The sequence below is a fragment of the Microbacterium sp. XT11 genome (assembly GCF_001513675.1).
GTDB lineage: Bacteria > Actinomycetota > Actinomycetes > Actinomycetales > Microbacteriaceae > Microbacterium.
Genome location: NZ_CP013859.1, coordinates 583,456 through 609,636 on the forward strand (window position 1 = coordinate 583,456; position 26,181 = coordinate 609,636).

Below are 26,181 nucleotides of genomic sequence, written 5' to 3' on the forward strand. Positions count from 1 at the left end.
GAGACCCGTGCCGGCCGCCGGAACCCCCTGTGATCCCCGTGATTCACAGGGGGTTTTCTCGTAGCCGAGCGGGGTCCAGGTCAGCGAGGCCGATGTGCCGTGCGGGTCAACGCGTCGGCCGCGCGCACGAGCGCGAGATGCGAGAACGCCTGCGGCGTGTTGCCCAGCTGCCGCCCAGCGACCGTGTCGTACTCCTCCGACAGCATCCCCACGTCGTTCGCGAGACCGCAGAGCCGGTCCATGAGCGCGTGCGCCTCCTCGCGGCGCCCGGTCAGGGCGTACTGCTCCACGAGCCAGAACGAACACGCGAGGAACGCGCCCTCGGTTCCGGAGAGCCCGTCGACCCCTGTTCCGGTGCGGTACCGCCGGACGAGCCCGTCGCGCATGAGGGTCTGCTCGATGCGGTCGACCGTCGCGAGCATCCGCGGATCCCCTGGCTCGCAGTACCCCACCTGCGGGAGCAGCAGCAGTGAGGCGTCGACCTCGTTCGTGCCGTAGTACTGCACGAAGTGCCCGTCGACGACGCCGCGGGTGTCGATCTCCTCCCGCATCCGATCACGCAGACCCCGCCAGCGATCGACGGGCCCCTCGAGGCCGAACTCCTCGACGCCCCGCACCGCCCTGTCGAACGCCGCCCACATCATCACCCGCGAGTGCGTGAAGTGGTGCGGCTCGCCGCGGATCTCCCACAGCCCCTGATCGGGCCGCTCGATCTGCTCCGAGGCGAAGCGCACGAGCTGCCGCTCCAGCGGCCACGAGAACTCCGACTCGTCGAGCCCCGCCGACCGCGCAGCCGAGAGCGTGACGAGCACCTCCCCCACGACATCCGCTTGGTACTGGGCGGCGGCTCCGTTGCCGATGCGCACGGGCCTCGATCCCTCATACCCGGGGAAGGCCGGCAGCTCCCGCTCGAGGAGATCGCGTTCGCCCGCCAACCCGTACATGATCTGCAGGTCTCCCGGATCGCCCGCGACCGCGCGCAGCAGCCACTCGCGCCAGCGGTCGGCGACGACGAGGAACCCGTGGTCGAGCAGCGCCTCCAGCGTGAGGGCCGCGTCGCGCAGCCAGACGTAGCGGTAGTCCCAGTTGCGCTCTCCGCCGATCTCCTCGGGGAGCGCCATGGTGGCCGCGGCAGCGATGCCGCCCGTCTCGTGGTTCGTGAGGGCGCGCAGGATGAGCAGCGAGCGCACGACGTCGCCGCGGCGGGGGCCGTCGTGCGAGATGCGGTCGGCCCACTCCTGCCACCAGCTCTTCGTCTGCTCGAGCTCGTCGTCGGTGTCGAGTTCGGGCGGCACGTCCCGGTGCGACGGGAACCAGGTCAGGTGCAGGTTGCGCACCTCGCCCGCCCTGACGGTGAGCTCGCCCTCGTGGCGGTGATCGGCCGCCGTGAGCCGCGCGCCGCGCACGGCGACGGCATCCGGCCCGCCCATCGCGACGAGGCACGGATGGCTCTCCGTGCCCGTCTGCCGCACCCATGGCATGCCGCGGGAGTAGTCGAAGCGGATGCTGAGCCGCTGCGCGAACCGCATCTCGCCCTGCACGCCGATGATGCGCCGCACGAGGTCCGTGCGGCGGATGGCGACGTCGGGGTCGAGCCCGATGGGCATGAAGTCGTGCACCTCGGCGACGGCATCCGCGCTCTCCCACCGGGTGATGAGCACGAAGGTGTCTCCGTCGTACCGGCGCGTGCAGATGGCATCCGGGTCGGCTGGCCGCAGCTGCCAGCGCCCGTGCGCTTCGTCTCCGAGGAGGGCGCCGAACACCGAGGGCGAGTCGAGTCTGGGCAGGCACAGCCAGTCGATGCTCCCTGTCGTCGACACGAGCGCCGCGGTGCGGCAGTTGCTCAGGAGTGCGTAGTCCTCGATGCGCGCAGCCACGCCTCGGAGTCTGGCATGGCCCGCACGCCGACGCCAGGGTCTGGCATCCGCACGGCATCGGCGAGTACCCTCGCGGCCATGACGAGCACTCCGACGACTCTGTTCATCCTCGGCGCCTCGGGCGACCTCACCTCTCGGCTGCTGCTGCCGTCGCTCGCGGCGCTGCTGCAGCGCCAGCCCCAGCGGCGCATCGCAGTGCGCGGGGCAGGTACCGAGGCGTGGGACGCGAGCACCTGGCGGTCGGTTGTGTCCGACGCCTTCACGGATGCTCCGGATGCGCTCGATCGGGTGCACATCGAGGACTACGTGGCGGCCGACGTGACCGACCGCACGGCGGTGGCGTCGCTGGTCGAGTCCCTTGCTCCGGGCACCGTGCTGTACTTCGCCCTGCCGCCGGCGGTCACGAGAGCTGCCATCGAGGCGATGCAGGGATTGACGCTGCCCGAGGGCACCCTGCTGGCGATGGAGAAGCCGTTCGGCGACGACGAGGCGTCGGCGCGCGAGCTCAACGAGCGCCTGCTCGCACTCGTGCCGGAGCAGCAGGTGTTCCGCGTGGACCATTTCCTCGGCAGGTCGACGCTGCTGAACCTGCTCGGCGTGCGGCTCCCGCACCGCATCTGGGAGCCCGTGTGGTCGGCTGAGCACATCGAGTCGGTGTTCATCCGGTTCGACGAGAGCCTGGCCCTCGAAGGCAGGGCCCGTTACTACGACAAGGCGGGCGCGATGATCGACATGATCCAGAGCCACCTGCTGCAGGTGCTGGCGCTGCTGGCGATGGATCCGCCGGCGAGCCTCGATGAGCGCGATCTGCGCGATGCCAAGGCGGCCGTGCTGCGGGCGACGCACGTACGCGGCGACGATCCCGCCGCGTCGTCGCGGCGTGCGCGGTACACGGCGGGGCGCGTCGGCGATCGCGAGCTCCCTGCGTACGTGGACGAGGAGGGCGTCGACGCCGCGCGGAACACGGAGACCCTGGCGGAGGTGACCTTCGAGGTGTCGAACGACCGGTGGGAGGGCGTGCCGTTCGTGCTCCGCTCGGGCAAGGCCCTGCGGGCGAAGCACTCGGAGGTCGTGGTGACCTTCCGTCAGGTGCGGCATCTGCCCCGTGGCCTCGCGGGCCAGCCGGCCGACGGCGGTCGCCTCACGTTCTCGCTCGGGCCGGACACCATGGTGCTCGGGCTGCACGTGACGGGCGGCGACGATCCGTTCGCGCTGCGCGACGAAGACCTCACGGCGGACCTCGGCGAGGGCCAGCGCCGCTCCTACGAGGAGGCGCTCGACGAGCTGCTCGATGGCGAGGTCGCACTGTCGGTGCGCGCCGATGAGGCGGAGGAATGCTGGCGCATCATCCAGCCGGTGCGGGATGCGTGGGCGAAGGGCGAGGTGCCGCTGGAGGAATACGCGGCCGGGTCCCTGGGCCCGGCCTCGTGGCCGACGTCGAACTGACCGCGGACGCCCGCGTTCAGGCGGGGAAAGCGTCATTCCGGTATGCGGCCACTACCGCTCGTTCGTCGAGACGTTCGACCTCTTCGCACGGGTCGTACCGTCGTCCGGTGAGCACAATCACTCGATCCCCACGGTATGCGTCCGTTCCCGCCATGGTTTCCGTCTGGATGCTATGGCCGGTCCTGACACTCACGTTCGGCAGCCTCCCGTTCGTTGTCGTGCTGGTTCTCAGCACGGGGCGTCAGCCGGTGATCTCCGATTACTGGTCCACCGTCGCAGGGCTCGGAGGGTGGCTGTCCCCCGCGTTCACGAATGGGTTCAGCGCCATTCAGACCGTCGGCATGGTTCTCGTGGCTGTTGCCGCGTTCACCGGCCTCGCCGGAGACTGGCAGTCCGTACCTCCGCGAGCACGGCGCTTCATCCGTCCCCTTGCCGGCGTGTGCACCGTCACCATCGGCGCGATGGGAGCTCTGACACCGCTCGCTGTGGTCCACTCCCCGGCGACGGCATCCACCGCGGTGCTGCTGTGGATGTGCTGCTGGGCGGTGATGCTGTTCGGGCTCGGCGTCTCCGAGATCGCACCGCTGCGGCGACGCATGATCTTCGCGCGGGCGAGGCACGTTCGAGCTCTGCGTCTGCTCGAGCGGGACCCTCTGCCCGCGGCGCCGACGAGGCCGGAACTCGTCCTCGCGGTCGTCGCGATCTGCGTCATCCCCGTCGTCGTCACCTACGCCGCTTGCGGGCTCGTCGCGCTCATGCTGGGATCGCTCTGGCCGCTGCAGCCGGCCATGCTCCTGCTCTCCTACTCCGGGTACGTGGCCCATCTCGGATGGCTCATCCGTGCAGATAGGACTCAGAGCACCGCGTATCGCCGACTCGGCGGGTTCATCGTGCTGATCGGGGGCGCGATCGGTGTGCTGTTCGGTCTCCCGCTGCTCGCGATCCCGCCGGCAGGTTTCGCGTTCATCATCCTGGGTCTCCTCACGGCCGTGGTCCTGTTGCTGCCGCGCATCACGACGCGCCTCTGGCCTTATCGCGTCATCTCGGCATACGCGACCAACCGTGGGAAGACCGCCATCGACGAGCAGGCTGCTCGCCTCTTCACGTGGTGGAAGGACGAGGTGAAGCGCAGCGTCGCGGCACGTCCACGCCAGGGCCTGAGAGCCAGGCTCGCCGCGTGGTTGACCGCCCCCTGATCCCGCCACCACGCCGCCGCCGTTGCCGCCGCCGTTGCCGCCGCCGCTCCGGCAGCGCTTCGCCCGTGCACCCTGTGCGCTCCCGCCCGCCCGGTGTGCTCCTGCCCACCCTGTGCACTCCTGCCCGTGCTTCCGCCCACGCTCGCACCAACCCGGTGCACTCGCACCAACCCGGTGCACTCACGTCCCCCCGCCCGTGCTCCTGCCGCGCTCGCACCAACCCGGTATGCTCGCATCCACCCGGTGTCCAAACCGCGCGCATCGGGTACCGGGTCGACGGTAGGACACAGGGTCAGCGCAGGACGGAGCGCAAGCGGGGAGCGCGGGATCAGCGCAAGACAGGACACAGAATCAGCGCAAGACCCAGCGCAAGACAGGACACAGGATCAGCGCAAGACAGGCGCGGGGGGCGGATGCCGTGCAGCATCCGCCCCCGCGCGCGAGCGCACCGGGATCAGTCGTCGAGGAGCTCGGCCTCGATCACGTCGTCGTCGAGCTGCGGGGCCGGCCCCTCGCTGGTGAGCACGAGGCCGGTGCCGTCTGCTGCCACGTCGACGCGCACGGTGTCGCCGTCGCGCACCCCGCCCGACAGCAGCGCCGTGGCGAGGCGGTTCTGCACCTCGGTCTGGATGAGCCGACGCAGCGGGCGAGCACCGAACACCGGATCGTAGCCGCGCTCGGCGAGCCACGACCGAGCATCCGGGGTCACACCGAGCGTGAGCCGGCGCTCGTGCAGCCGCTTCTGCAGCTGATCGATCGACAGCTCCACGATCTGCGCGAGGTCGTCTTCGCTGAGCGCCTGGAACATCACGATGTCGTCGAGACGGTTCAAGAACTCCGGCCGGAACGCCTGACGCACGAGCGCCATGACCTGCTCGCGCTTCTCGTCGGGCGACAGCACCGGGTCGATGAGGATCGGCGAGCCGATGTTCGAGGTGAGCACCAGGATGACGTTCGAGAAGTCGACCGTGCGCCCCTGCCCGTCGGTGAGTCGCCCGTCGTCGAGCACCTGCAGCAGGACGTCGAACACCTCGGGGTGCGCCTTCTCGACCTCGTCGAGCAGCACGACGCTGTAGGGGCGACGCCGCACGGCCTCGGTGAGCTGCCCGCCCTGCTCGTAGCCGATGTACCCCGGAGGGGCACCGACGAGCCGCGAGACGGAGTGCTTCTCGCCGTACTCCGACATGTCGATGCGCACCATGGCGCGCTCGTCGTCGAAGAGGAACTCGGCAAGCGCCTTCGCCAGCTCGGTCTTCCCGACACCGGTCGGGCCGAGGAACAGGAACGATCCGGTCGGGCGCCCGGGGTCGCTGATGCCGGCGCGCGAGCGCCGCACGGCATCCGACACCGCCTTCACGGCCTCCTTCTGACCGATCAGGCGCTTGCCGAGCTCGCTCTCGAGATGCAGCAGCTTCTCGCTCTCGCCCTGCAGCAGACGGCCGACCGGGATGCCGGTCCACGCCGCGATCACTGCGGCGATGTCCTCCTCGGTGACCTGCTCGTTGACCATGCGCCCTTCCGTCGAGGCGGCAGCCTCGGCCTGCTCCGCCTCGGCGATGTCGCGCTCCAGGCGTTTGATGGTCTCGTACTCGAGCTTCGACGCAGTCGTGTAGTCGGCGTTGCGCATGGCGAGGTCGCGCTGCGTGATGGCGTCGTCGAGCTGCTTCTTCAGCTCACCGACCCGGTTGAGCCCCTGACGCTCTCTCGCCCAGCGCGCTTCGAGCTCGGCGAGCTCCTTCTCCTGCACGACGAGCTGTTCGCGCAGGGTGCTGAGGCGCTCCTTCGACGCGTCGTCCTTCTCCTTCTTGAGCGCGAGCTCCTCGAGCTTCATGCGGTCGACCTGGCGCTTGAGCTGGTCGATCTCGACGGGAGACGAGTCGATCTCCATCTTCAACCGCGACATCGATTCATCGACGAGGTCGATCGCCTTGTCGGGCAGCTGACGCGCCGGAAGGTACCGGTTCGAGAGCGCGGCCGCGGCGACGAGCGCGCTGTCGGAGATCGTGACACCGTGGTGCGCCTCGTAGCGGCCCTTGAGCCCGCGAAGGATCGCGATCGTGTCCTCCACCGAGGGCTCGCCGACGTAGACCTGCTGGAAGCGGCGCTCGAGCGCGGCATCCTTCTCGATGAACTCGCGGTACTCGTTGAGCGTGGTCGCGCCGATGAGGCGCAGCTCACCGCGCGCGAGCATCGGCTTGAGCATGTTGGATGCCGCGACCGATCCCTCGCCGCCGCCAGCGCCCATCAGCACGTGCAGCTCGTCGATGAACGTGATGATGCGCCCGTCGGACTCGGTGATCTCCTTGAGCACGCTCTTCAGCCGCTCCTCGAACTGGCCGCGGTACATGGCGCCGGCGACGAGTGCCGAGATGTCGAGCGAGACCAGTTCCTTGTCCTTGAGCGACTCGGCCACGTCGCCCGCGACGATGCGCTGCGCGAGGCCCTCGACGACGGCCGTCTTGCCGACGCCGGGCTCACCGATGAGCACGGGGTTGTTCTTCGTGCGGCGGGTGAGCACCTGGCTCACGCGCCGGATCTCGCTGTCCCGCCCGATCACGGGGTCGAGCTTGCCCTGGCGGGCACGGTCGGTGAGGTTGATCCCGAACTGCTCGAGCGCGGACTGCTGTTCTTCGCTCTGCGGACTGGTCTGTGGGGTCGTCATGCGTCCTCCTGAGGAGACTCCTTCTGGCCGGATGCCGGCCGCCGAGAGCGACCGGGGTAAAACTTGAGTGGTCTTGACTCAAGTTTACTCCGGACACGCTTCCGCCGTCAACGCAGGCCCGTTCCCGCGGGCACGCGAAGGCACCCCCCTTCCGGCGGCACGCGAAGGGCGGGCCGGCGCGATGCCCGACCCGCCCCGAGAACGGATACCGCGACTGCTGCGGCGTGCTCCTACTCCGTCATCCCCCGGCGCAGCAGCCGGCCCCGCGGAGTCTCGAAGTCGACGACCTCGCCGTGCAGCCAGGTCTTCCGGACCACCCCGGCGAGCGCCTTGCCGTGATACGGCGTGAGCGGGTTCTTGTGGTGCAGCTTGGCGACGTCGACCACGTAGGCGTCGTCGGCCGCGAACACCGAGAAGTCGGCGTCGTAGCCCGGTGCGATGCGCCCCTTGCCGGTGAGCCCGGCGAACTGCGCCGGCCGCTCGCTCATCCATCCGACCACCGTCTCGAGCGAGAGTCCGCGCTGTCGCGCCTCGGTCCAGATGAGCGAAAGGCCGAGCTGCAGCGACGCCACGCCGCCCCACGCCACCGCGAAGTCGCCGTTCTCGAGGTCCTTGAGGTCGAGCGTCGACGGCGAGTGGTCCGAGACGATGAAGTCGATCGTTCCGTCTTCGAGCCCCTGCCACAACAGCTCGCGGTTGCCCGCCTCGCGGATGGGAGGGCAGCACTTGAACTGCGTGGCGCCATGGGGGATCTCCTCGGCCGTGAGCGTGAGGTAGTGCGGGCACGTCTCGACGGTGAGCTTGAGTCCGTCCTGCTTGGCGGTGCGCAGCATGGGCAGTGCGTCCGACGACGACAGGTGCAGGATGTGCGCGCGGGCGCCGGTCCAGCGCGCCCGCTCGATGACCTCGGCGATCGCGAGGTTCTCGGCACCGCGGGGGCGCGATGCGAGGAACTTGCCGTAGTCATCACCCTCGGGCTGCGGGGCGCGGTCGATCGCGCGGGAATCCTCCGCGTGCACGATCATGACCGAGTCGAACGATGCGAGCTCGCGCATGTCCTCCTCGAGCTCGTCGGCGTCGAGCGGAGGGAACTCGTCGACGACGGGAACCCCGCACAGCTCGACCACGCGGTCCTTGAGCTCCGCCATGCCGCCGCAGCCGAGGACGATGACCTCCGCCCTGTCGACCTCGACGGCGCGCTGTGCTTCGGCGGCGATGGCCTCGACCGCGCGTTCGGGGTCGGATTCGAGCTCGAGCACGCCGAGTCCCGACGACCGCACGGAGGCGCAGCGGTCGTGCAGCCCGGCGAGGATCAGCCGGTCTTCGATGAGCGGCACCGTGCGGTCGAGCGTGGTGACCACCGAGTACGACCGCCCGAGGTACATCGCGGTCGACGCCGCCGCCTCGGTGATGTCGATCACCGGCACCGCCAGCAGCTCCTGCAGCCCCTCCCGCCCGTGCTCGCCGTAGCCCGCCTGGATCACGGCGTCGTACTCGCCCTCGTAGCGCACGACCTTGTCCATCACGGCGATCGCGGCGAGATAGCTCTCGACGTTGCCCTCGCAGGATTCTGCGCCGAAGTCGGGAGTGAGGCCGACGATCTCCGTGCCAGGCGATGTTTCGTATCGTAGAGTCTATTATCTACTTTATGGAAACTTGGCGCAAGAGCCGAGAGAGAGCGCTGAGAATTTCGACAGCCCGCTCTCGATTTCCGACAGCCGACTCTCGCATGATGGAATGATCGCGACCGTGGAGGATTTCAATGGCTGAGAGCAGGACCCCGAAGAGCGCCGGCTCCGGCGTGCAATCCGTCGAGCGCGTCTTCGAGCTCTTGGAGCTGGTGACGGATGCCGGAGGCGACGTCACCCTCAGCGAGCTCGCGGCATCCACCGACCTGCCCCTCCCCACGATCCACCGCCTGCTGCGCACGCTCGTGTCGCTCGGCTATGCGCGGCAGCTGCCCAACCGCAGGTACGCGCTCGGACCGCGGCTCATCCGCATCGGCGAAGGCGCGTCGCGGCAGTTCGGCGCACTCGCGCGTCCGCAGCTCAAGGGCCTCGTCGATGCGCTGGGCGAGAGCGCCAACATGGCCGTGCTCGACGGGGACATGGTCGTCTACGTCGCCCAGGTGCCGTCCCAGCACTCCATGCGCATGTTCACCGAAGTGGGGCGTCGGGCGCACCTGCACGACACGGGCGTCGGCAAGGCCATCCTCGCGCAGCTGCCGGACGAGACTGTGCGCGGCATCGTGAGCAGGGCCGGGATGCCGACCCCCACGGAGTTCAGCATCGGGACGGTCCATGCGCTGCTCGCCGAGCTCGAGGTCATCCGGGAGCGCGGCTACGCGATCGACGATCAGGAGCAGGAGATCGGCGTGCGCTGCTTCTCGATGGCCATCCCGGGTGCTCCGACTCCGACGGCCGTGTCGGTCTCGGGGCCGGTCTCGCGCGTCGACGAGCAGTTCGGCGAGCGCGCCGTCCCGCTGCTGCGTCGCGCCGCTGAGGCGATCTCGGCCGAGCTCGCCTCCTGATCGGTTCGCGCTTCGTCTCGTCGCTGCGCTCCTCGCTCAGCGACCGGACACCCTGACTCTCCCCGCTGACTCTGCGCCTGCGCGGAGCCCTGTGACCGGGCCCCTGTTCCCCAGGCATGCGCCTATGCCCCCACCCCTGCGCGCGGACCCCTGTGCCCCAGGCCCGCGCCCGGCCCGCGAGCGGGCGACGCTCACGGGCCGGGCGCTTCGGGCTACTCCGCGTCGGAACCGCTCGTGCCGGCGTTGACGTCGAGCAGCCGGTACCTCTCCGCAGCCTGCGCGGACACGGCGGCGTCGATCTGCCCCCGCCGGGCGAGCAGCTGCAGCGCACGCACCGTGATCGACGGACCGTCGATCTTGAAGAAGCGCCGGGCAGCGGCGCGCGTGTCCGAGAAGCCGAAGCCGTCGGCGCCGAGCGTGGCCCAGTCGTTCGGCACGAACTGCCGCACCTGGTCTGGGAGGCCCTTGGCGTAGTCGCTCACCGCGACGATCGGGCCCGTCGACCCCGCGAGCTGCGAGACGAGGAACGGCGTCCTCGCCCCGCGCCCGAGGAACTCGGCATCCTCGGCGGCGACGGCATCCCGCCGCAGCTCGGTCCACGAGGTCACCGACCACACGTCCGCGGCGACGCCCCAGTCGTCGCGCAGCAGCTGCTGCGCTTCGAGCGCCCAGGTCACGCCGATGCCCGACGCGAGCAGGTGCGTCTGCGGACCGTCGACGGCCGAGAGGCGATGGATGCCGCCCAGGATCCCGTCGACGTCGACGCCCTCGGGCTCCGCGGGCTGCATGATCGGCTCGTTGTAGACCATGAGGTTGTAGATCACGTCGCGGTCGTCGGAGTCGGGTCCGTACATGCGCTCGAGTCCCGCGCGCATGATGTGGCCGATCTCGTAGCCGTAGGCGGGGTCGTAGGTGACGACGGCGGGGTTGGTCGCGGCGAGCAGCGCAGAGAGCTTGCCCGTCATGCCCATCGACACGGTGATCGCCGACTGCTCGCGGAGCACCGGGTGGCTCGTCCCGACGGTGGGTCCGTCGATCGGTCCGGGGAGCCCGGCGGCCCGGCTGGAGATGACCAGACGAGCACGAGGTTAGGCCATCGCCTCGCGGTCGGCCGACATCCCTGTGTCCCGACGGAAGTCGCCGCTGCCGAACGCGAGGCGGAAGGCGCCCTTGGCCCGCGCGATCTCCGTGGCGTTGTCCAGGCCGATCGCCGACTCCACGAGCGCGACGACGGGGACCGTGGCGCCGAGTCTGTTGAACGTGTCCATGACCTGGCCGCCGGACTCGGTCTTCGCGAGCATGACTCCGCGCAGTCCCGGTGCCGAGCGCAAGGCCTCGATGTCGACGGCCCAGTGCTCGCTCGCCGCGTCGTTGATGCGCACCCACGCGCTGCCGCCGGTGCTGAGCCAGTCGACCACGCTCTGGCGCGCCTCGTCCTTGCGGCTGGCGTCGACCGCGTCCTCGACGTCGAGCACGACGGCGTCGGCCGGCGATGCGGCTGCGTCGTCGAAGGTCTCCGGACGGGTCGCCGCAACAAGGAGCCACGAGCGGGCGAGCTCCGGCGCGATCTCGCGCGAGGTTCGGGGCGGCAGAGGAGCGTTCATCGTTCTTTCCGTTTCGTGGAATCTGATTTTTACGTTACGAAAAAGATACTCCGGTGGCACGCGCGCGCCAGCGACTCCTGCCGATCAGCGCAGACGACGGCTCCGCCGATCAGCGCAGACGACGAACGAGGTCCGTGGACTCAGTGCGCTCAGTGCGCTCAGCGAACTCAGTGCGCGTCGTGTTCAGCGTCCGCCGTGACGGCATCCGCCACCGCATCCCACAACGCCGCGGCGACGGCGCGCTTCGACCCGTCGACGGACGCCACGACGGCACCGTCCCGGCCGAGGATCCGCACGGCGTTCTCCGCGCTCTCGAAGCCGCGCTCCCAGCCGACCTCGTTCACGACGAGCAGGTCGACGCCCTTGCGCTGCTGCTTGCGGCGCGCTCGCTCGAGGAGCTCCTCGTCGCTGCGCGGCGTCTCCGCGGCGAAGGCCACCACGGTGGTTCCCGGTGCCCGGTCCCGGGCGAGCCCCGCCACGATGTCCTCGTTCTCGACGAGCTCGATCGCGGTGACGCCCCCGGACTCCTTGGTCAGCTTGCGGTCGGACACCGTGGCCGGACGGTAATCGGCGACGGCGGCGGCCATCACCACGACGTCGGCGCCCTGCGCCTCGGTGCGCATCACGGCGCCCAGTTCCGCCGCAGACCCCGCATGCACCACGCGCAGCGACGGATGCCGTGCGGCCTGCAGCACGTCGCCGGCGACGTTCGCGGCGACCAGGGTCACGTCGGCGCCGCGGAGCGCGGCCTCGGCGGCGACGGCGACGCCCTGCCGCCCGCTGGAACGGTTGCCGAGGTAGCGCACGGGGTCGAGCGGCTCTCTCGTCCCTCCGGCCGACACGACGACGCGGAGCCCTTCGAGGTCACGCGGAGCGAGCAGCGCCAGCGCGGCGTCCGCGATCTCCTCGGGTTCGAGCATCCGTCCCGGTCCGCTGTCGCCGCCCGCCAGCTCCCCCTCGCCCGGGCCGATGACGTGCACTCCGCGCTGCCGGAGCGTCGCGACGTTCGCCTGGGTCGCCGGATGCCGCCACATCTCGGTGTGCATCGCCGGAGCGATCAGCACGGGGGCGACCGACGCCAGCAGCGTGGTGCCGAGCAGGTTGTCGGCGATGCCGGCGGCCATGCGGGCGATGGTGTTGGCGGTCGCCGGGGCGACCACGATGAGATCGGCGCCCTGACCGAGGGCGACGTGACGCACGCGGGCGACGTCGTCGTGCACGCTCGTCGTCACCGGGTTGCGGCTGATCGCCTCCCAGGTCGGGGCGCCGACGAAGCGCAGGGCGTCGTCGGTGGGGACGACCGTGACGTCGTGACCGGCCTTGACGAGCAGGCGCACCAGCTGCACGGACTTGTATGCGGCGATGCCGCCCGACACTCCGACGACGATGTTCACCCTCCCGATTCTGCCCGCCCTGGCCACCGAGGGCGCCTTCGAGTCGCATGAATTGCCCCCTCCGCGGCGAAATGCGGTCAATTCATGCGACTCGAAACCCGGGCCGGCACCGATTCCGGCTGCCTAGACTGGGGCGCGTGTGCACGGTCGTGATCGATGTGACGGATGCCGAGACGGCACGGCTGCTGGCGGTGCGGGATGAGGATCCGCTGCGGGAGTGGGACGAGTTCGGCGCCTGGTGGCCGGAGCAGTACCCCGGGGTGTCGGGCATCCGCGATCGCCGCGCGGGCGGCGCGTGGCTCGCGGTCGATCCGGTCGAGCACCGGCTTGCCGTGCTGCTCAACCGCGCCGATGTCGTCGACCTCTCCACCGAGCTCGCGATGTCGCGCGGCTCTCTCGTGCTCGAGTCGGTCTCGGGTCGCTCGCCGCAGCCGCCGCTGCGCATGCACGGCTTCAACCTGCTCGAGGTGGGCCCCACGGGAGCCCGCGTGCTGAGCTGGGACGGCGCGGAGCTGCGGGAGGCGCCGATCACCCCCGGCACGCACATGATCGCGCACGACGACCTCGACGATGAGGCGACCCCGCGCATCGCCGCGTGGCTCCCGGAGTTCCGCGCGCTGGGGCCGACAGCCGACAGCCCGCAGTGGGCGGAGGAATGGACGGCGCTGCTCGCGGCATCCGCCCGCCTCTCCCCCGAGGACGACCGCGCCATCATCCGCGACAACCGGCCGCACGGCTACCCGACGCAGTCGCTGCTCTACTGCACGGCATCGGTGGCGCCCGACGGCGTGAGCGTCGACTATCACGCGCTCCCCGCACCCGCGCGCTGGCACGCGTGAGCCGATCCGCGCGCTCCCCGCGCCCGCACGCGTGAACAGATCCGCCCGCTCCCCGCGCCCGCGCCGTCACGCCCGCACGCGTGAGCCGATCCGCGCCTACGCCGCCGGCGCCTCGTCGTCGGCGCAGGAGAACCGCGCGCGATACGCGGTCGGCGTGGTGCCGAGCACGCGCGAGAAGTTCTGACGCAGCACCGCGGCCGAGCCGAATCCGCACTCCTCGGCGATGTGGTCGAGCGGGAGGTCGGTGCGCTCCAGCATCCGCTGTGCGTGGATGATGCGCTGCCGCGCCAGCCAGGCCGCGGGCGTCGCTCCATACTCGGCCTTGAACCGCCGGGCGAAGGTGCGCGGCGACATGAGGGCCTTGGCTGCCAGCTGATCGACCCCGAGATCGTCCCTGAGGTGTTCGACGGCCCAATCCGCGACGGCTGCGAGCGAGTCGCTGGGCACGACGGGGATGGGGCGGTCGATGAACTGCGCCTGACCCCCGTCGCGCTGCGGAGGCACGACCATGCGGCGGGCGATGCGGTTGGTGAGCTCCGCGCCGACCTCCTGGCGCAGCAGGTGCAGGCACGCGTCGATCCCGGCAGCGGTGCCCGCGCTCGTGATGATGCGTCCGTCCTGCACGAACAGCACGTCGGGGTCGACGTCGATCGACGGATGCATGGCGGCCATGTCGTGCGCGTACATCCAGTGGGTCGTGGCTCGGCGCCCGTCGAGCACTCCGGCTGCGGCGAGGATGAACGACCCGCTGCAGACGCTGATGACCCAGGCGCCGCGGTCGACCGCGTGCCGCGCGACGTCGAGGAGCAGCGGATCGATGCTGTCCCAGTACTGCCGCGGGATCGGGCAGAACACCACGAGGTCGGCCTCGTAGGCGAAGGAGAGGTCGTTCTCGACGTTGACCGAGAAGCCCATCTTGGACTGCACGACTCCCGGACGCGGCGCCACGACGCGGAAGTCGAAGTTCGGGACGCCGTCGTCAGAGCGGTCGAGCCCGAAGGCTTCGCAGGCCACGCCGAACTCGAACGGGGCGAATCCGTCTTGGATGATGCAGGCGACCGTCTTCATGCATACTCCCGCTTCGTCATGCGCACTCCCACTTCGTCATGCGCATTCGATGTTGGCAGTTTTCCTACGTTCGGCGTCATGCCTGCCACTCGTGGCGGAACGACGATGAACGTAGCGTTTCTGCCATGATACTCATCATCGCACTCCTCGTCCTGGCAGGGTGGGCGATCGTCGCCACGATCATCGAGGTGCGCCGCGACGGATACCGCGCCGTCCCGACCGATTGGACGCGCGTCGCGCCGGCCGAACGTCATGGGCGTGAGGCGCTGGACTCGGCCGAGATCGGGCGCATCCACCGCTGAGCACCCCCGTTCCGGCGAGTCCGCGCACTACGCTCGTCTCATGAGCGAGCCTCAGCAGCCCCCCGTTCCGCCGACAGGTCAACCAGGCCAGCCCGGTCAACCAGGCCAGCCCGGTCAGCCCGGTCAGGCCGGTCAACCCGGTCAGCCCGGTCAACCAGGCCAGCCCGGTCAACCAGGCCAGCCCGGTCAGCCAGGCCAGCCCTACGGAACCCCACCCCAGGCGCAACCCCACCCGGCAGCGGGCGGTTACCCGAGCCAGCCCTACGGAACCCCACCCCAGGCCCAGCCCTACGGAGCACCGCCCCAGGGCCAGCCCTACGGAGCACCACCGCAGGGCCAGCCCTACCCCGCTGCGAGCGGTTACCCAGGGCAGCCGTACCCGGCGGGTCCGCGGCCCGCGGCATCCGCCGGTTCGCTCGGCCGCATCGCCTTCATCATCGCGATCGTGGGGCTGGTGATCAGCGCGCTCAGCACGTTCTCGCTGCCGCTGCTCTACGGCGGCTACGGCATCTCGTCGTTCGGGCTCATCGGGGTCGTGACCGGAGTCGTCGGATTCCTCACGCTCGCCATCTCGGTCGTCGCACTCATCGTGGGGCTCATCGCCATCCGGCGTCCCGGTCCGCGCGTGCTGGCCGGCATCGCGATCGGCATCGCCGCATCGGAGATCGCCGGGACCGTGCTGTCCTGGATCGCCAGTCTCCTGCACACCCTCCTCTGACCGACGGAGTCATCATGAGCGAACCGCACTTCCCTCCGGCTCAGCCCTCCGGCACCCCCGGGCAGGGCACCCCCGGCTACCCTCAGCCCTCCGGCGCCCCCGGGCAGGACGCACCCGGCTACCCTCAGCCCTCCGGCACCTCGCCCTACGGCAGCCCGGCTCCCGCGCCTCAGCCGGGCAACCCGCTCGGCCGCGTGGCCTTCCTCATCGCGGTGATCGCGTTCGCCCTCGGGGCGCTGGTCAACCTCATCACGCCGTTCCTGTTCGCCAGCGGCAACTACGACGTGGCCGACTCGCTCTCGACGGTGGTCAACATCCTCGTTCTGCTGGGCGAGGTCGCCGCTCTGGTCCTTGGGCTCATCGCGCTCCGCCGGCCCGAGCCGCGACTGCTCGCGGCCATCGCGGTGGGCATCGCGGGTGCGGGCGTGGTGATCCGCTTGCTCGGCTGGGCTTCGACGCTGCTCTGGTACGTGTTCTGAGGAACGCGCCCCACGCGCCACGCCACGCGCCCCACGCCACGCGCCCCACGCCGCGCGCCCCACGCCGCGCGCCCCACGCGCCCCGGCCGCACCGTGACGCCGACCTGGGGTCACCCGGCCAAGACGCGCTCGTAGATCTCGATCATCGCCGCCGTGCGCGACGATTGACGGAACGCCTCGGCGACCGACGGCAGCGGCACGGGAGCCCGGCCGGATGCGATGTCGGATGCCGCGGTCCGAAGCGTCTCGGCGAGCGCGGCGATCCTGCGCGCCTCGCGCTCCCGCGCGCTCTGCCCCGGCTCCGACGGATCGGGCACGGCCCAGAGGCCGCCGCCGAGCTCCGCGGCGATGTCTGGGTCGCTGATCACCGACGGAGTGCCAAGGGTCGCGGCCTCGAACGGGGTCATGCCCTGCGTCTCGAAGCCGATCGAGGTCTGCACCAGCGCGTCGGCGGCGGCGATGCGTGCGAGCGTCTCGGCGTAGTCGAGCCGTCCGGCGAAGCGCACGTGCGGCATGCCAGTCACGATCCTCTCCGCCGCGGCGCGCTGTGCCCCTCCGCCGATGATCTCCAGCTCCGCGTCCATCCCCGCGGCGACGAAGGCCTCGAGGAAAGGCAGCAGCCTCTTCTCCGGACTCATCCTCCCCAGCCAGACGAAGCGGGGCCGCCCCGGCATCCGTTCCTCCGGTGCCGCGGCGAGCGTCGCGTCGCGGAGGTCGTCATCGATGCCGTTCCACACCACGTCGACCGGACGGAACACGTCGTTCTGCTCGAGCCGTCGGGCGAAATGCGTCGACGGCGCCGTGACGGCCGATGCGCCGGCCGCGAGTCCGCGCAGATACGACCATCCATCGCGGCCCGCGACGGGTTCGCCGATGCCGCGAAGCGCCCGGCGCCGCCACGCGTTGAGGAACGCCAGCGCCGGGCGGTGCAGCGGCGTCACGGCGGCGATGCCGACGTCCACCCTGTTGTGCATCGTGTGCACGACGGGGATGCCGTGCCTCGCCGCGAAGCGGTGTCCGATGAAGGCGCCCCAGAAGTCCGCCTGCACGTGCACGAGGTCGACGGGCAGCCGGCGCGTCATGGCCTCGTCGAGGTGGCGGTCGGTCGCGCGGCCCGGCCAGCTCATCGAGTACTCGCGGTCGACGGTGAGAGGGACCGACGGCAGGTCGACGTTCGCCGGATCGGGCACGGTCGCGGCTCTCGGCCCGTGCATGCGCGGCGCGACGACCGTCACGGTGTGCCCTGCGCGTTCCAGGAACGCGCGCTGCAGGCGCATCGAGACCTGCGCGCCGCCGAGGGAGTCGAGGTGCTGATCGCCGAAGAAGACGACGTGCATCGTCACTCGGGCAGCGGCTCGTCGCGGTACAGCGCCTCGAAGGTGTCGAGCGTGCGGTTGATGTCGTGGATCACGACGCCGTCGAGCGACGCCCGCTGCATCCGCTCGTACTCGGCTGGTTCCGCCGTCAGCACGTCGGTCAGGCGCGCGGCCAGCTCGTCGGCGTTGCCCGGCTCGAACAGGTAGCCGTTCTCGCCGTCGTGCACGAGGTGCGGGAGCGCGACGGCATCCGCGGCGACGATCGGCAGAGCCGACGCCATGGCCTCCATCGTGGCGATGGACTGCAGCTCGGCGATCGAGGCGATCGCGAAGACGGATGCCCGCGACAGCAGCGCGCGCAGCTCCTCGTCGGTCGTGCGCCCGTGGAAGGTGACGCGGTCGGCGAGGCCCAGCTGCGCCGCGAGATGCTCGAGCTGCTTGCGCTGGTCTCCCCCGCCGACGATGTCGAACGAGGCGTCCAGACCCGGGTCGAGCTTCGTCATCGCCTTGAGGATGACCTCCACCTGCTTCTCGGCGGTGAGCCGGCCGACGAAGACGATCCGGTTCTTCTCGCGCGGACCGATCACCGGGGTGTACTGGCTGCGGTCGATGCCGCAGCTGACCGGGATGACGCCGGACACGTCGACCGTGCGCTCCAGGAAGTCCGCGGCGCGGCGCGTCGGGGTGGTGATGGCGCGCGTGAGCGCGAAGGTGCGCCGCGCGTCGGCCCACGCGAACTTCAGGACGAGGTCGTCGATGAACTTCGGCATGGTGGTGTGGTCGAGGATGTTCTCGGCCATCACATGGTTGGTCGCGATGACCGGGATGCCGCGCTGGCGGGCGATGCGGGCCAGTCCACGGCCGATGACGATGTGCGACTGGATGTGCACGACGTCGGGCTGCACGGCGTCGAGGACCTTGCGCGCGTAGTGCTTCGACCGCCACGGCCATACGAAGCGCAGCCAGTCGTGCGGGGCCCAGCGCACCGACGGCAGCCGGTGCAGCGTCATGGGCTCACCCTCGATGACCTCGGTGCGCGGCGCCGTGCGGCGGTAGGCCGTGTTCGGCGCCGTGACGTGCACGTCGTGGCCGCGCTGCACGAGGCCGGCGGCGAGGCGCTCGGCGAAGCGTGCGGCGCCGTTGATGTCAGGAGAGAACGTGTCGCATCCGAGGAGGATGCGCAGGGGTCGCTGACCTGTCGCGGGCTCCGCGGCGGCGGAGTCGGCGTCGGGGGTGCGCGACGGTTCGGTCGGGTCGTCGGTCGAGGTCACGGATGCTGCCTTAAGGTACAACGGCCACGGAAATGCCCTGGTCGGGCGCAGGCCACTCTACCCGAGGGCACTGCGCGGTCCGCCCAGGCATACCGGCATCCGTTGACGCGGACTCTCGGCTGATTCTCGCCGTCATGCCCCTACCGTGGAGTCATGAGACTCGCAGCGGATGCCGACCCCCGGCTCTGGATCCCGGTGACCGACTCCTTCGGATTCCGCGGACGGCGGCACCGCAAGGCCGCGATCAGGATGCTGCTGAGCCAGGCGACCTCCGCCCTCGGGGCGACTCCCCGGCCCGGGTCACGATTCGGCGCGTGGGCGATGAGCCAGGCCGCACCGCTGCTGATGAAGCGCGCGGACGGACGCGTGCTGGTGTGGACGTGGAAGGCCGACCCCGAGCTCGTCGTCGCCATGGTGACGGCGCAGGCGCTGACCCCCGAGGTGCGGATCGCCAGGGCCTCGATGCCGATGGACTACGACGACACCGAGTCGTTCTCGAGCCGGTGGCTCGGCGCCGGCGAGAAGCTCGTCGTGCCGATCCCGGAGTCGCCGACGGCGCCGCCCTTCGCGACGTACACGTGGGACACCGGCACGCACCTCGTCACCCTCACGGCGATCTGCAGCGACCGCGAGCGCTTCGGCACGGTCATCGGCGCGCTCGACGACCTCGCGCGCAGCATCCGGGTGGCCGACGAGATCACGGGCGGTGAGTCGCCCGAGGTGCTGCGCCTGCCTCCGGCGTGATGCCCGCTTGACCCTCACGTAACGTCAGGGGGGAGCATCGCTCGCATGAACGATTTCTTTCCTGCTTTCGAGATGGGTCCGACCTCCGAGCGCGGCGCGCGCGCCGTCGCCCCGGAGATCTTCCGCGGCATCTACGCGATGCCCGCTTTCGTGACGATCCCCACCGACGACCTCGACGCGTCGGTCGACTTCTGGCTGCGCGGCCTCGGCTTCATCGAGCTGTTCCGGATGCCGGGCGTGGTGCATCTGCGGCGGTGGGCGTTCCAGGACGTGCTGCTCGTGCCAGGCGAGCCCGACGGACCCGAGCATCCTCCGGCGATGAGCGTGAGCTTCTCGTACGTGCTCAGCGAGCTCGACGGCGTCGCCGAGGCCTGCGCCGAACTGAGGCCAGGCAGCACGACCGGGCCGCGGGACACGCCGTGGCTCACGCGCGACGTCGAGGTCATCACGCCGGAGGGCGCACGGGTGATCTGCACGGCGCCGCGCGAGTTCGACCCGTCGAGCGCCGAGGCGCAGAGCCTCGCCGCGGCGGGCATCCCGGTACCAGGCACGGACGAGGAGGGCGACAATGGTCATCGTGGCTGATCGCGAGGTGCGGACCGGTGTGACGGTCGGTCGCGCCGCCGAGCTGACCGGGGTCACCGTGCGCACCCTGCACCACTGGGACGAGATCGGGCTCGCCCGCCCGTCGTTGCGCAGTCCCGCCGGCTATCGCAGCTACACCGACGACGATCTGCACCGTGTGCAGCGCATCGTCGCGTACCGCGCGGCCGGGCTCGGCCTCGAGGCGATCAGAGAGGTCGTCGACGACACCACGGCCGAGATCGGCGAGACCCTGCGGGCGCAGCGGGCGCAGCTCGCCGAACGCATGCGCGAGCTGGAGCGTCTGGATCAGCGCCTGGAACGCCTCATGCAGGCGCATGAGCGCGGCATCCTGCTCGACGAGGCCGAGCAGGCCGAGCTCTTCGGCCCCGACTGGGATCCGTCGCAGACGTCGCAGGCGCGCATCGCATGGGGCGGCTCGCTGCAGTGGGCCCAGTTCGCCGAGCGCTCAGCCACGCGCGGGCGCGAGGAGTGGCGCGCTCTGCATGACGCGATGTCGGCCGTGCAGAGCGGTCTGGCCGACGCGCTGTCCCGCGGCGTCGCGGCCGGGAGCGACGAGGCGAACGAGCTCGTCGAGCGGCATCGCGAGGTGTTCTCGCACTTCTTCCCGCTGAGCCGGGAGATGCAGGTGTGCCTCGGGCGGATGTTCGAGGCGGATGCCGGGTTCGCGGCGTACTACGACGGCATCCGCCCGGGTCTCGCCTCGTGGTTCCGGCAGATCATCGACGCCTCGGCGCGCGCCCACGGCATCGACCCCGACGCCGCCGTCTGGCGCTGACCCGGCGCCACTCCCCTTCCGCGCGGGTGCTGGTGCGGGCTCGAGGGCGTGCGAAAAGTCGGAGTTCCGTGGCGACACGCCGCCCGGACCCCGCGCTGCACGGCGCGCCGCCCCACGAATCCGACTTTTCGGGCGGGCATGGGACGCAGGCGGGCACGGGGCGCACACGGGACGCGCGCGGGGGCGGGGCGTGGGCGGCACCGGGACGCGCGCGGGGGCACGGGGCGCACACGGGACGCGCGCGGGGGCGGGGCGTGGGCGGCACCGGGGCGCGCGCACCCCCCGCGTGCGCACCCCGCGCCCGCCGGGCCGCGTTCAGCGTGCGATGCGGAGCGTGCGGACCTCGAACGGGCGCAGCTGCAGCTCGCCGCCGCGTCGCGGGGACTCCAGCTCGTCTTCGATGAGGCTCACCTCGCGCACCTCGCGGTGCTCGAACCCGATCTCGAGCACGCCGGCCGCGCGGCGTCCGAGCGCCTCGTACACGCGCACGATCACGTCACCGGAGTCGTCGTCGGCGAGCTTCACTGCCGACACGACGATGCCCTCGCCGTCGACCGACACGAGCGGCTCGACCTCGCGTCCGCCTCGCACGACCGTCGCCGGCGCGTTCAGCCGCCGCCCCTCGGCTGTCGCGATCGCGGCATCCGCGCCGATTACGAAGCCGACCTCGATCTCGTGGTGGCCGTGGTCGGTGTCGGGGTCGGGGAACCGCGGGGCGCGCAGCAGCGACAGCCGCACGGTGGTCGTGACCCCGTCGTCGTCCGCGTCGCGTGTGGTGTCGTAGCCGTAGATCGAGTCGTTCACGAGGGCCACGCCGAAGTCCTGCTCGCGCACGAGCACGAACCGGTGCATCGAGGTCTCGAACTTCGCGGCCTCCCAGCTCGTGTTCGTGTGCGTCACGCGCGACTGGTACCCGAACTGCGTCTCCGCCTCGGTGTGCGTGGCCTGCACGTCGAGCGGGAAGGCGAGCTTGAGCAGCTTCTCGGTCTCGTGCCAGTCGACGTCGTTGCGCAGCAGCACGGTGCGCGATCCCGGGCGCAGCACGATCGTCTGCTCGATCGTCGACTCCGAGAAGCGACGCACGACCCTCACGACGGCCGTTCCCGCCTCGACGGATGCCGTGACCTCGGCCGCGTCGGTGAGGTCGGTGACGCTGTTGCGGTAGTAGCGGTCGATGTCCCACGCATCCCACATGTTGGGGAAGTCCTGGTGCAGCTGGAAGAGGTTCGCGGCACGCCCCGCGGCGACGGCCTCCCGCCCCGTGGCCTTGTCGACGGCCGAGGTGATCAGCCCGTCGGCCGAGATGAGCACCGACACGAGCTCGTTCTCCAGCCGGTAGCCGCCGGACTCCTCGGTGAGCGACACGGCAGCGGTCTCGCTGCCACCGTCGCCGTCCGGCGACCGGGTCTCCACCGCGTCCCCGGCGAGCGGGTCGAACACCAGCGCGCGGTCGCCGTCCCCGGCGAGCGAGCGGCGCGCGGCATCCGACAGCGCGCGCGCATCGTCGAGCACGCCCGAGAGCACCTCGACGGCCTCGCGGTGGACCCAGGCGATCGACGTTCCGGGGAGGATGTCGTGGAACTCGTGCAGCAGCAGCGTCTGCCACAGCCGGTCGAACTCGGCCCGGGGGTGCGCGGCGCCGGTGCGCACGGCATCCGTCGCGGCCCACAGCTCCGCCTCGACGAGCGCGTGCTCCGCCCACCGGTGCAGCGCCTTGGTCGCGTGCTGGCTCGTGAGCGTGCCGCGGTGCAGCTCGAGGTAGAGCTCGCCGACCCACACGGCGGGGTGCGGCAGCTCGGCCTTCGCCGCCTCGAAGAAGACGTCGGGATGCTCCCACTCGACCCTGGCGCTGCCCTCCAGGTCGCGCAGGCGAGCGGCCTTTCCGGTCATCTCGCGCGTGGTCCCTCCGCCGCCGTCGCCCCAGCCCACAGGGGCGATCGAGCGCGAGGTCAGCCGGTTCTCCTTGAACTGGCGCGCCGCCTTCGCGACCTCGGCGCCGGAGAGCTGCGAGTTGTACGTGTCCATCGACGGGAAGTGCGTGAACACGCGCGATCCGTCGATGCCCTCCCAGAGGAAGGTGTGGTGCGGGAACACGTTCTGCTGGTTCCACGAGATCTTCTGCGTGAAGAACCACTCGAACCCCGCTCGGCGCATGAGCTGCGGCAGCGCCGGTGAGTAGCCGAAGCTGTCGGGCAGCCAGACGCCCTTCGACCGGATGCCGAACTCCCGCTCGAAGAAGCGCTGTCCGTAGGAGAACTGGCGCACCATCGACTCGCCGCTCGGCATGACCGTGTCGGACTCGACCCACATGCCGCCGAGCGGGAGGAAGCGCCCTTCTGCGACCGCCGCCTTGACGCGCTCGTACACCTCGGGGCGGTGCTCCTTGAGCCAGGCGTACTGCTGTGCGCTCGACATGCCGTACTGGAACTCCGGATGCTCGTCGAGCAGCGCGGTCATCGACGAGGTCGTGCGGGCGACCTTGCGGATGGTCTCGCGCACCGGCCACAGCCAGGCGGAGTCGATGTGGGCGTGCCCGATCGCCGAGATGCGGTGCGCGCTCGCCTCGGCAGGGGCCGCCAGCACGTCGGCGAGCTGTGCTCGCGCGTCTGCCGCGGTCTCGGCGATGCGCTGCAGGTCGAGCACGTCGAGCGCGTCGTCGAGCGCCTGCAGGATGCGCATGCGCCGCGGTGACGTGGCCGGCAGCTCGGCCTGCAGCTCCGACAGCACCTCGAGGTCGAGCGAGAGTTCGAAGACCTCCGGCTCGAAGATCGCGAGATCGATGCGCCGCGTGCGGTACAGCGGCTCGGGCGACGACGTGAGGATGTCGCCCTCCTGCGTCGGGAGGAAGGGGTGGTAGTCGAGCAGCACGGGATTCGCGGCGGCTTCGAGGTACAGCTCGACGGGCTCGTCACCCTCGGCCGTGTCGGCGATCGGCAGCCACTGGTTGCGCGGGTTGATGCTCTTCACCGGTGAGCCGTCCGGCCGGTAGACGAGGGCCTCGCACTGGAACCCCGGCATGTTGATATCGAACCCGAGGTCGATCACGGCCTCGACGCGGCGGCCGGCCCAGCCGGCCGGGACTCGACCGGTGAGGCGGAACCACGTCGTCGACCACGCCGGTCCCCACGGGGCGGGCACCGCCACGGGGGCGAAGTCGAGCGCGAGCCCCTCCGCCGGAGGGATCGGCTCGCCGGGGAGCTGCACGGCCTCGACCGTGAGCGGCACGGAGGCGGAATGGATGGCGGGGCGGATGCGCTCGTCGAGCACCCGCGTGACGCGGCCGACGGTGAGGGACGTGTCGTCATGCATGAGGGGGATGTCTCCGGTCCACGGGGAGGGCGAGGTTTACTCAGGCTAATTTACTAAACCGGTTCAGAGGGAGGATGCCGCGCGACGCTCTGCATCCCGCGCCGTCCCGCATCCGCCCGCTGCCGTCATCCCTTGACGCTTCCCTCCTCGACGCCCTTGAAGAACTGACGCTGCAGCGCGGCGAAGAGCACGATGATCGGGACGAGCGCGATCATGGTGCCCGCCGCGATGACGCGGGGGTTCGCCGAGAAGTTCGAGCTCAGGTACTGCATGCCGACCGTGAGGGTGTAGTTGGCGGGGTCGGAGAGCACGACGAGTGGCCACAGGAAGTCGTCCCACGCGCCGATGAACGCGAACAGCGCGACCACCGACACCATGCCGCGGACGTTGGGCCACACGATGTGCCGCAGGCGCTGCATCGTGTTGGCGCCGTCGATGGTCGCCGCATCGAGGGTGTCCGGCGGGATCATCCGGCACGCGGCCATCATGAGCAGCACGTTGATCGCCGCGATCGCGCCGGGGAGGAAGACGCCCCACAGGGTGTTGGCGAGCCCGAGCGACTTCACGGTGAGGTATTGGCTCGTGAGCGTGACCTCTCCGGGGAGCAGCAGGGTCGAGAAGATGATGGCGAGCACCACCCACTTGCCGCGGAACTTCATGGTGCCCAGCGCGTAGCCGCCGATCGTCGCGAACACGACGTTCGTGACGACCGTGCCCACCCCGACGAGCAGCGAGTGCCATGCGTAGTCGAGCACCGGGATGGTGCGGAAGACCTCCGCGTAGTTGTCGAGGGTCGGCGCCTGCGGGATCAGCTGCGGCGGGAAGTCGTAGATGTTCTCGGTCGCCCCCTTGAACGACGTCGACATCTGCCAGAGGAAGGGGAACACCATGATCGCGAGCACGATCAGCAGCAGCGCGTAGCGCCCGATGAGGCCGCCCAGCGAGGGCTTCATGATGTCGGACGAGCCCTGGGCCCGGTACGGACGCTCACGGCGAGGAGCCTGCCGACGGGTCTGCGAGCCCTTGGCCCGGTACGCGCGCTCGGGCCGAGGAGCCCGCCGACGGGTCTGCTCCGGTGTCTGCACGGACGTCATCGGGTCGCTCCCTGCGCTCGGCGGGCGAGGCGCGCTGCGCGTGCGGTGCGACGGGCCGCCAGCGCGTCCTTGAGGGTGTCGCTGTTGTTGATCACGCCGACGACGGCGAGCGGCACGAGCGTGAGCAGGAAGAGCACGAGCGAGATGGCGGATGCGTAGCCCACCTGGCCGTTGAGACCCTTGCCCATGGACTGGATCAGCATGACCATGCTCATGGCGCGGCCGCCGGGTCCTCCCGAGCCGTTGGAGAGCACGTAGAGCTCGGTGAACACCCGCATCGCGCCGACGCACACGAGCACGGATACGAGCATCATCGGCCCGCGGACTCCGGGCACCGTGACCGACCAGAAACGGCGAAGCCTGCCGGCGCCGTCCATGGCAGCGGCCTCGTGCAGCTCGCGTCCGACGTTGCCGAGGGCGGCGAGGTACACGACCATGTAGTAGCCGAGGCCCTTCCACACGGTCAGGCCGATCGCACAGCCGATGAGCAGCCAGCGGTCGGACAGGAACTCGATGGGCCGGTCGACGACGCCGAAGAACTTCAGCGCGGAGTTGATGGTGCCGCTGCCCGAGAAGAGGAACTCCCACACGATGGCGACGACGACCGCCGAGGCGATGACGGGGAAGTAGAACGTCGTGCGGAAGAAGCCGATCGCCGGGATCTTGGTGTGCACGAGCAGCGCGAGCAGCAACGGGAGGAAGGTGAGCAGCGGCACGCACACCACCACGTACACGAGCGAGGTGGTGAGCGCGTAGCCGAAGCGCTCGTCTTCGAACAGCTTGGCGAAGTTCGCCAGGCCGACGAACTCGGCGGGGCGGAGAGGGCGGGCATCCGTGAACGCGAGCACCACGGTGTTCAGGAAGGGCCAGAGGGCGAACACGAACACCCAGACGACGGCGGGCAGCACCAGCAGGTACGGCGTGTACCAGCTCTGTCTCTTCACGGTCTCA

The 26,181-nt window shown here is 70.5% G+C and carries 19 protein-coding genes and 3 pseudogenes; 10 read left to right on the top strand and 12 right to left on the bottom strand.

Annotation, left to right across the window (positions count from 1 at the left end):
• Window positions 1-80: 80 nt before the first annotated feature.
• Window positions 81-1,877 carry a glycoside hydrolase family 15 protein gene (locus tag AB663_RS02830; protein WP_067195659.1) on the bottom strand — a complete coding sequence of 599 codons (1,797 nt, stop codon included), beginning with the start codon at window positions 1,875-1,877 and terminating at the stop codon, window positions 81-83.
• 78 nt (window positions 1,878-1,955) lie between these two features.
• Between AB663_RS02830 and AB663_RS02835 the strand changes: the two genes are divergently transcribed.
• Both AB663_RS02835 and AB663_RS02840 read left to right on the top strand, forming a co-directional pair.
• A complete protein-coding gene (locus AB663_RS02835) occupies window positions 1,956-3,323 on the top strand; it encodes a glucose-6-phosphate dehydrogenase (RefSeq protein WP_067202030.1) in 1,368 nt (455 codons plus the stop codon).
• Window positions 3,324-3,541: 218 nt separating this feature from the next.
• Window positions 3,542-4,519, top strand: coding sequence for a hypothetical protein (locus AB663_RS02840; protein WP_232304614.1), 978 nt, complete (start codon window positions 3,542-3,544; stop codon window positions 4,517-4,519).
• Between the two features lie 454 nt (window positions 4,520-4,973).
• Here the strand turns inward: AB663_RS02840 and AB663_RS02845 are convergent, their stop codons facing one another.
• Together AB663_RS02845 and AB663_RS17730 are read right to left on the bottom strand one after the other, a co-directional pair.
• Window positions 4,974-7,181: an ATP-dependent Clp protease ATP-binding subunit gene (locus tag AB663_RS02845; protein ID WP_083511068.1), complete on the bottom strand. Its 2,208-nt coding sequence runs from the start codon at window positions 7,179-7,181 to the stop codon at window positions 4,974-4,976.
• 230 nt (window positions 7,182-7,411) lie between these two features.
• A pseudogene (locus AB663_RS17730) lies at window positions 7,412-8,788 on the bottom strand (aspartate/glutamate racemase family protein); the annotation flags it as partial.
• Between the two features lie 155 nt (window positions 8,789-8,943).
• On the opposite strand from AB663_RS17730, the gene AB663_RS02855 reads away from it, so the two are divergent.
• Entirely contained in the window at window positions 8,944-9,711 is a 768-nt protein-coding gene (locus tag AB663_RS02855) for an IclR family transcriptional regulator (protein ID WP_067195666.1), read from the top strand.
• A gap of 212 nt (window positions 9,712-9,923) precedes the next feature.
• On the opposite strand, the pseudogene AB663_RS17495 reads toward AB663_RS02855, so the two are convergent.
• The 3 genes and pseudogenes from AB663_RS17495 to coaBC form a co-directional block, all read right to left on the bottom strand.
• Window positions 9,924-10,661, bottom strand: a pseudogene (locus tag AB663_RS17495) (transketolase-like TK C-terminal-containing protein); the annotation flags it as partial.
• A pseudogene (locus AB663_RS17500) lies at window positions 10,641-11,315 on the bottom strand (HpcH/HpaI aldolase/citrate lyase family protein); the annotation flags it as partial. The pseudogenes AB663_RS17495 and AB663_RS17500, both read right to left, overlap by 21 nt.
• 167 nt (window positions 11,316-11,482) lie before the next feature.
• Window positions 11,483-12,709, bottom strand: a complete 1,227-nt coding sequence (gene coaBC / locus AB663_RS02870; protein WP_067195677.1) for a bifunctional phosphopantothenoylcysteine decarboxylase/phosphopantothenate--cysteine ligase CoaBC — start codon at window positions 12,707-12,709, stop codon at window positions 11,483-11,485.
• A gap of 137 nt (window positions 12,710-12,846) precedes the next feature.
• On the opposite strand from coaBC, the gene AB663_RS02875 reads away from it, so the two are divergent.
• Complete coding sequence (locus AB663_RS02875; RefSeq protein ID WP_067195681.1) at window positions 12,847-13,548, top strand: NRDE family protein; 702 nt, start codon at window positions 12,847-12,849, stop codon at window positions 13,546-13,548.
• Window positions 13,549-13,644: 96 nt separating this feature from the next.
• Here AB663_RS02875 and AB663_RS02880 read toward each other — a convergent pair whose 3' ends face one another.
• On the bottom strand, window positions 13,645-14,616 hold the full coding sequence (locus tag AB663_RS02880; protein WP_067195684.1) for a GlxA family transcriptional regulator: 972 nt from the start codon (window positions 14,614-14,616) through the stop codon (window positions 13,645-13,647).
• Between the two features lie 125 nt (window positions 14,617-14,741).
• On the opposite strand from AB663_RS02880, the gene AB663_RS17080 reads away from it, so the two are divergent.
• Genes AB663_RS17080 through AB663_RS02890 form a run of 3 tightly spaced genes read left to right on the top strand, consistent with a single transcriptional unit; the run spans window position 14,742 to window position 16,115 of the window.
• Window positions 14,742-14,918, top strand: coding sequence for a hypothetical protein (locus tag AB663_RS17080; protein ID WP_157540844.1), 177 nt, complete (start codon window positions 14,742-14,744; stop codon window positions 14,916-14,918).
• 40 nt (window positions 14,919-14,958) lie between these two features.
• Window positions 14,959-15,636, top strand: coding sequence for a hypothetical protein (locus tag AB663_RS17310; protein ID WP_198147912.1), 678 nt, complete (start codon window positions 14,959-14,961; stop codon window positions 15,634-15,636).
• A 14-nt stretch (window positions 15,637-15,650) separates the two neighbouring features.
• Complete coding sequence (locus AB663_RS02890; RefSeq protein WP_067195690.1) at window positions 15,651-16,115, top strand: hypothetical protein; 465 nt, start codon at window positions 15,651-15,653, stop codon at window positions 16,113-16,115.
• Between the two features lie 110 nt (window positions 16,116-16,225).
• Here AB663_RS02890 and AB663_RS02895 read toward each other — a convergent pair whose 3' ends face one another.
• Together AB663_RS02895 and AB663_RS02900 are read right to left on the bottom strand one after the other, a co-directional pair.
• The gene (locus AB663_RS02895; protein ID WP_067202035.1) at window positions 16,226-17,452 is read right to left on the bottom strand and encodes a glycosyltransferase; all 1,227 of its coding nucleotides are present in this window, start codon (window positions 17,450-17,452) and stop codon (window positions 16,226-16,228) included.
• A gap of 2 nt (window positions 17,453-17,454) precedes the next feature.
• Window positions 17,455-18,702, bottom strand: coding sequence for a glycosyltransferase (locus AB663_RS02900; protein ID WP_232304615.1), 1,248 nt, complete (start codon window positions 18,700-18,702; stop codon window positions 17,455-17,457).
• A gap of 153 nt (window positions 18,703-18,855) precedes the next feature.
• Here AB663_RS02900 and AB663_RS02905 point away from each other — a divergent pair, with 153 nt between their 5' ends.
• From AB663_RS02905 to AB663_RS02915, 3 genes are read left to right on the top strand one after another with little or no spacing between them, the layout of a single operon-like run.
• Window positions 18,856-19,446, top strand: coding sequence for a hypothetical protein (locus AB663_RS02905; protein ID WP_067195696.1), 591 nt, complete (start codon window positions 18,856-18,858; stop codon window positions 19,444-19,446).
• 45 nt (window positions 19,447-19,491) lie between these two features.
• Entirely contained in the window at window positions 19,492-20,031 is a 540-nt protein-coding gene (locus AB663_RS02910; protein ID WP_067195699.1) for a VOC family protein, read from the top strand.
• Window positions 20,024-20,827: a MerR family transcriptional regulator gene (locus tag AB663_RS02915; protein WP_442922660.1), complete on the top strand. Its 804-nt coding sequence runs from the start codon at window positions 20,024-20,026 to the stop codon at window positions 20,825-20,827. The genes AB663_RS02910 and AB663_RS02915 overlap by 8 nt, the downstream gene beginning before the upstream one ends.
• Window positions 20,828-21,142: 315 nt before the next feature.
• On the opposite strand, the gene AB663_RS02920 is transcribed toward AB663_RS02915, so the two are convergent.
• The 3 genes from AB663_RS02920 to AB663_RS02930 form a co-directional block, all read right to left on the bottom strand.
• Complete coding sequence (locus tag AB663_RS02920) at window positions 21,143-24,136, bottom strand: alpha-mannosidase (protein WP_067195706.1); 2,994 nt, start codon at window positions 24,134-24,136, stop codon at window positions 21,143-21,145.
• A gap of 125 nt (window positions 24,137-24,261) precedes the next feature.
• Window positions 24,262-25,230, bottom strand: a complete 969-nt coding sequence (locus tag AB663_RS02925; RefSeq protein WP_232304616.1) for a carbohydrate ABC transporter permease — start codon at window positions 25,228-25,230, stop codon at window positions 24,262-24,264.
• Window positions 25,227-26,174, bottom strand: a complete 948-nt coding sequence (locus tag AB663_RS02930; protein ID WP_067195708.1) for a carbohydrate ABC transporter permease — start codon at window positions 26,172-26,174, stop codon at window positions 25,227-25,229. Before AB663_RS02930 ends, AB663_RS02925 begins: the two co-directional genes overlap by 4 nt.
• Window positions 26,175-26,181 lie beyond the last annotated feature (7 nt).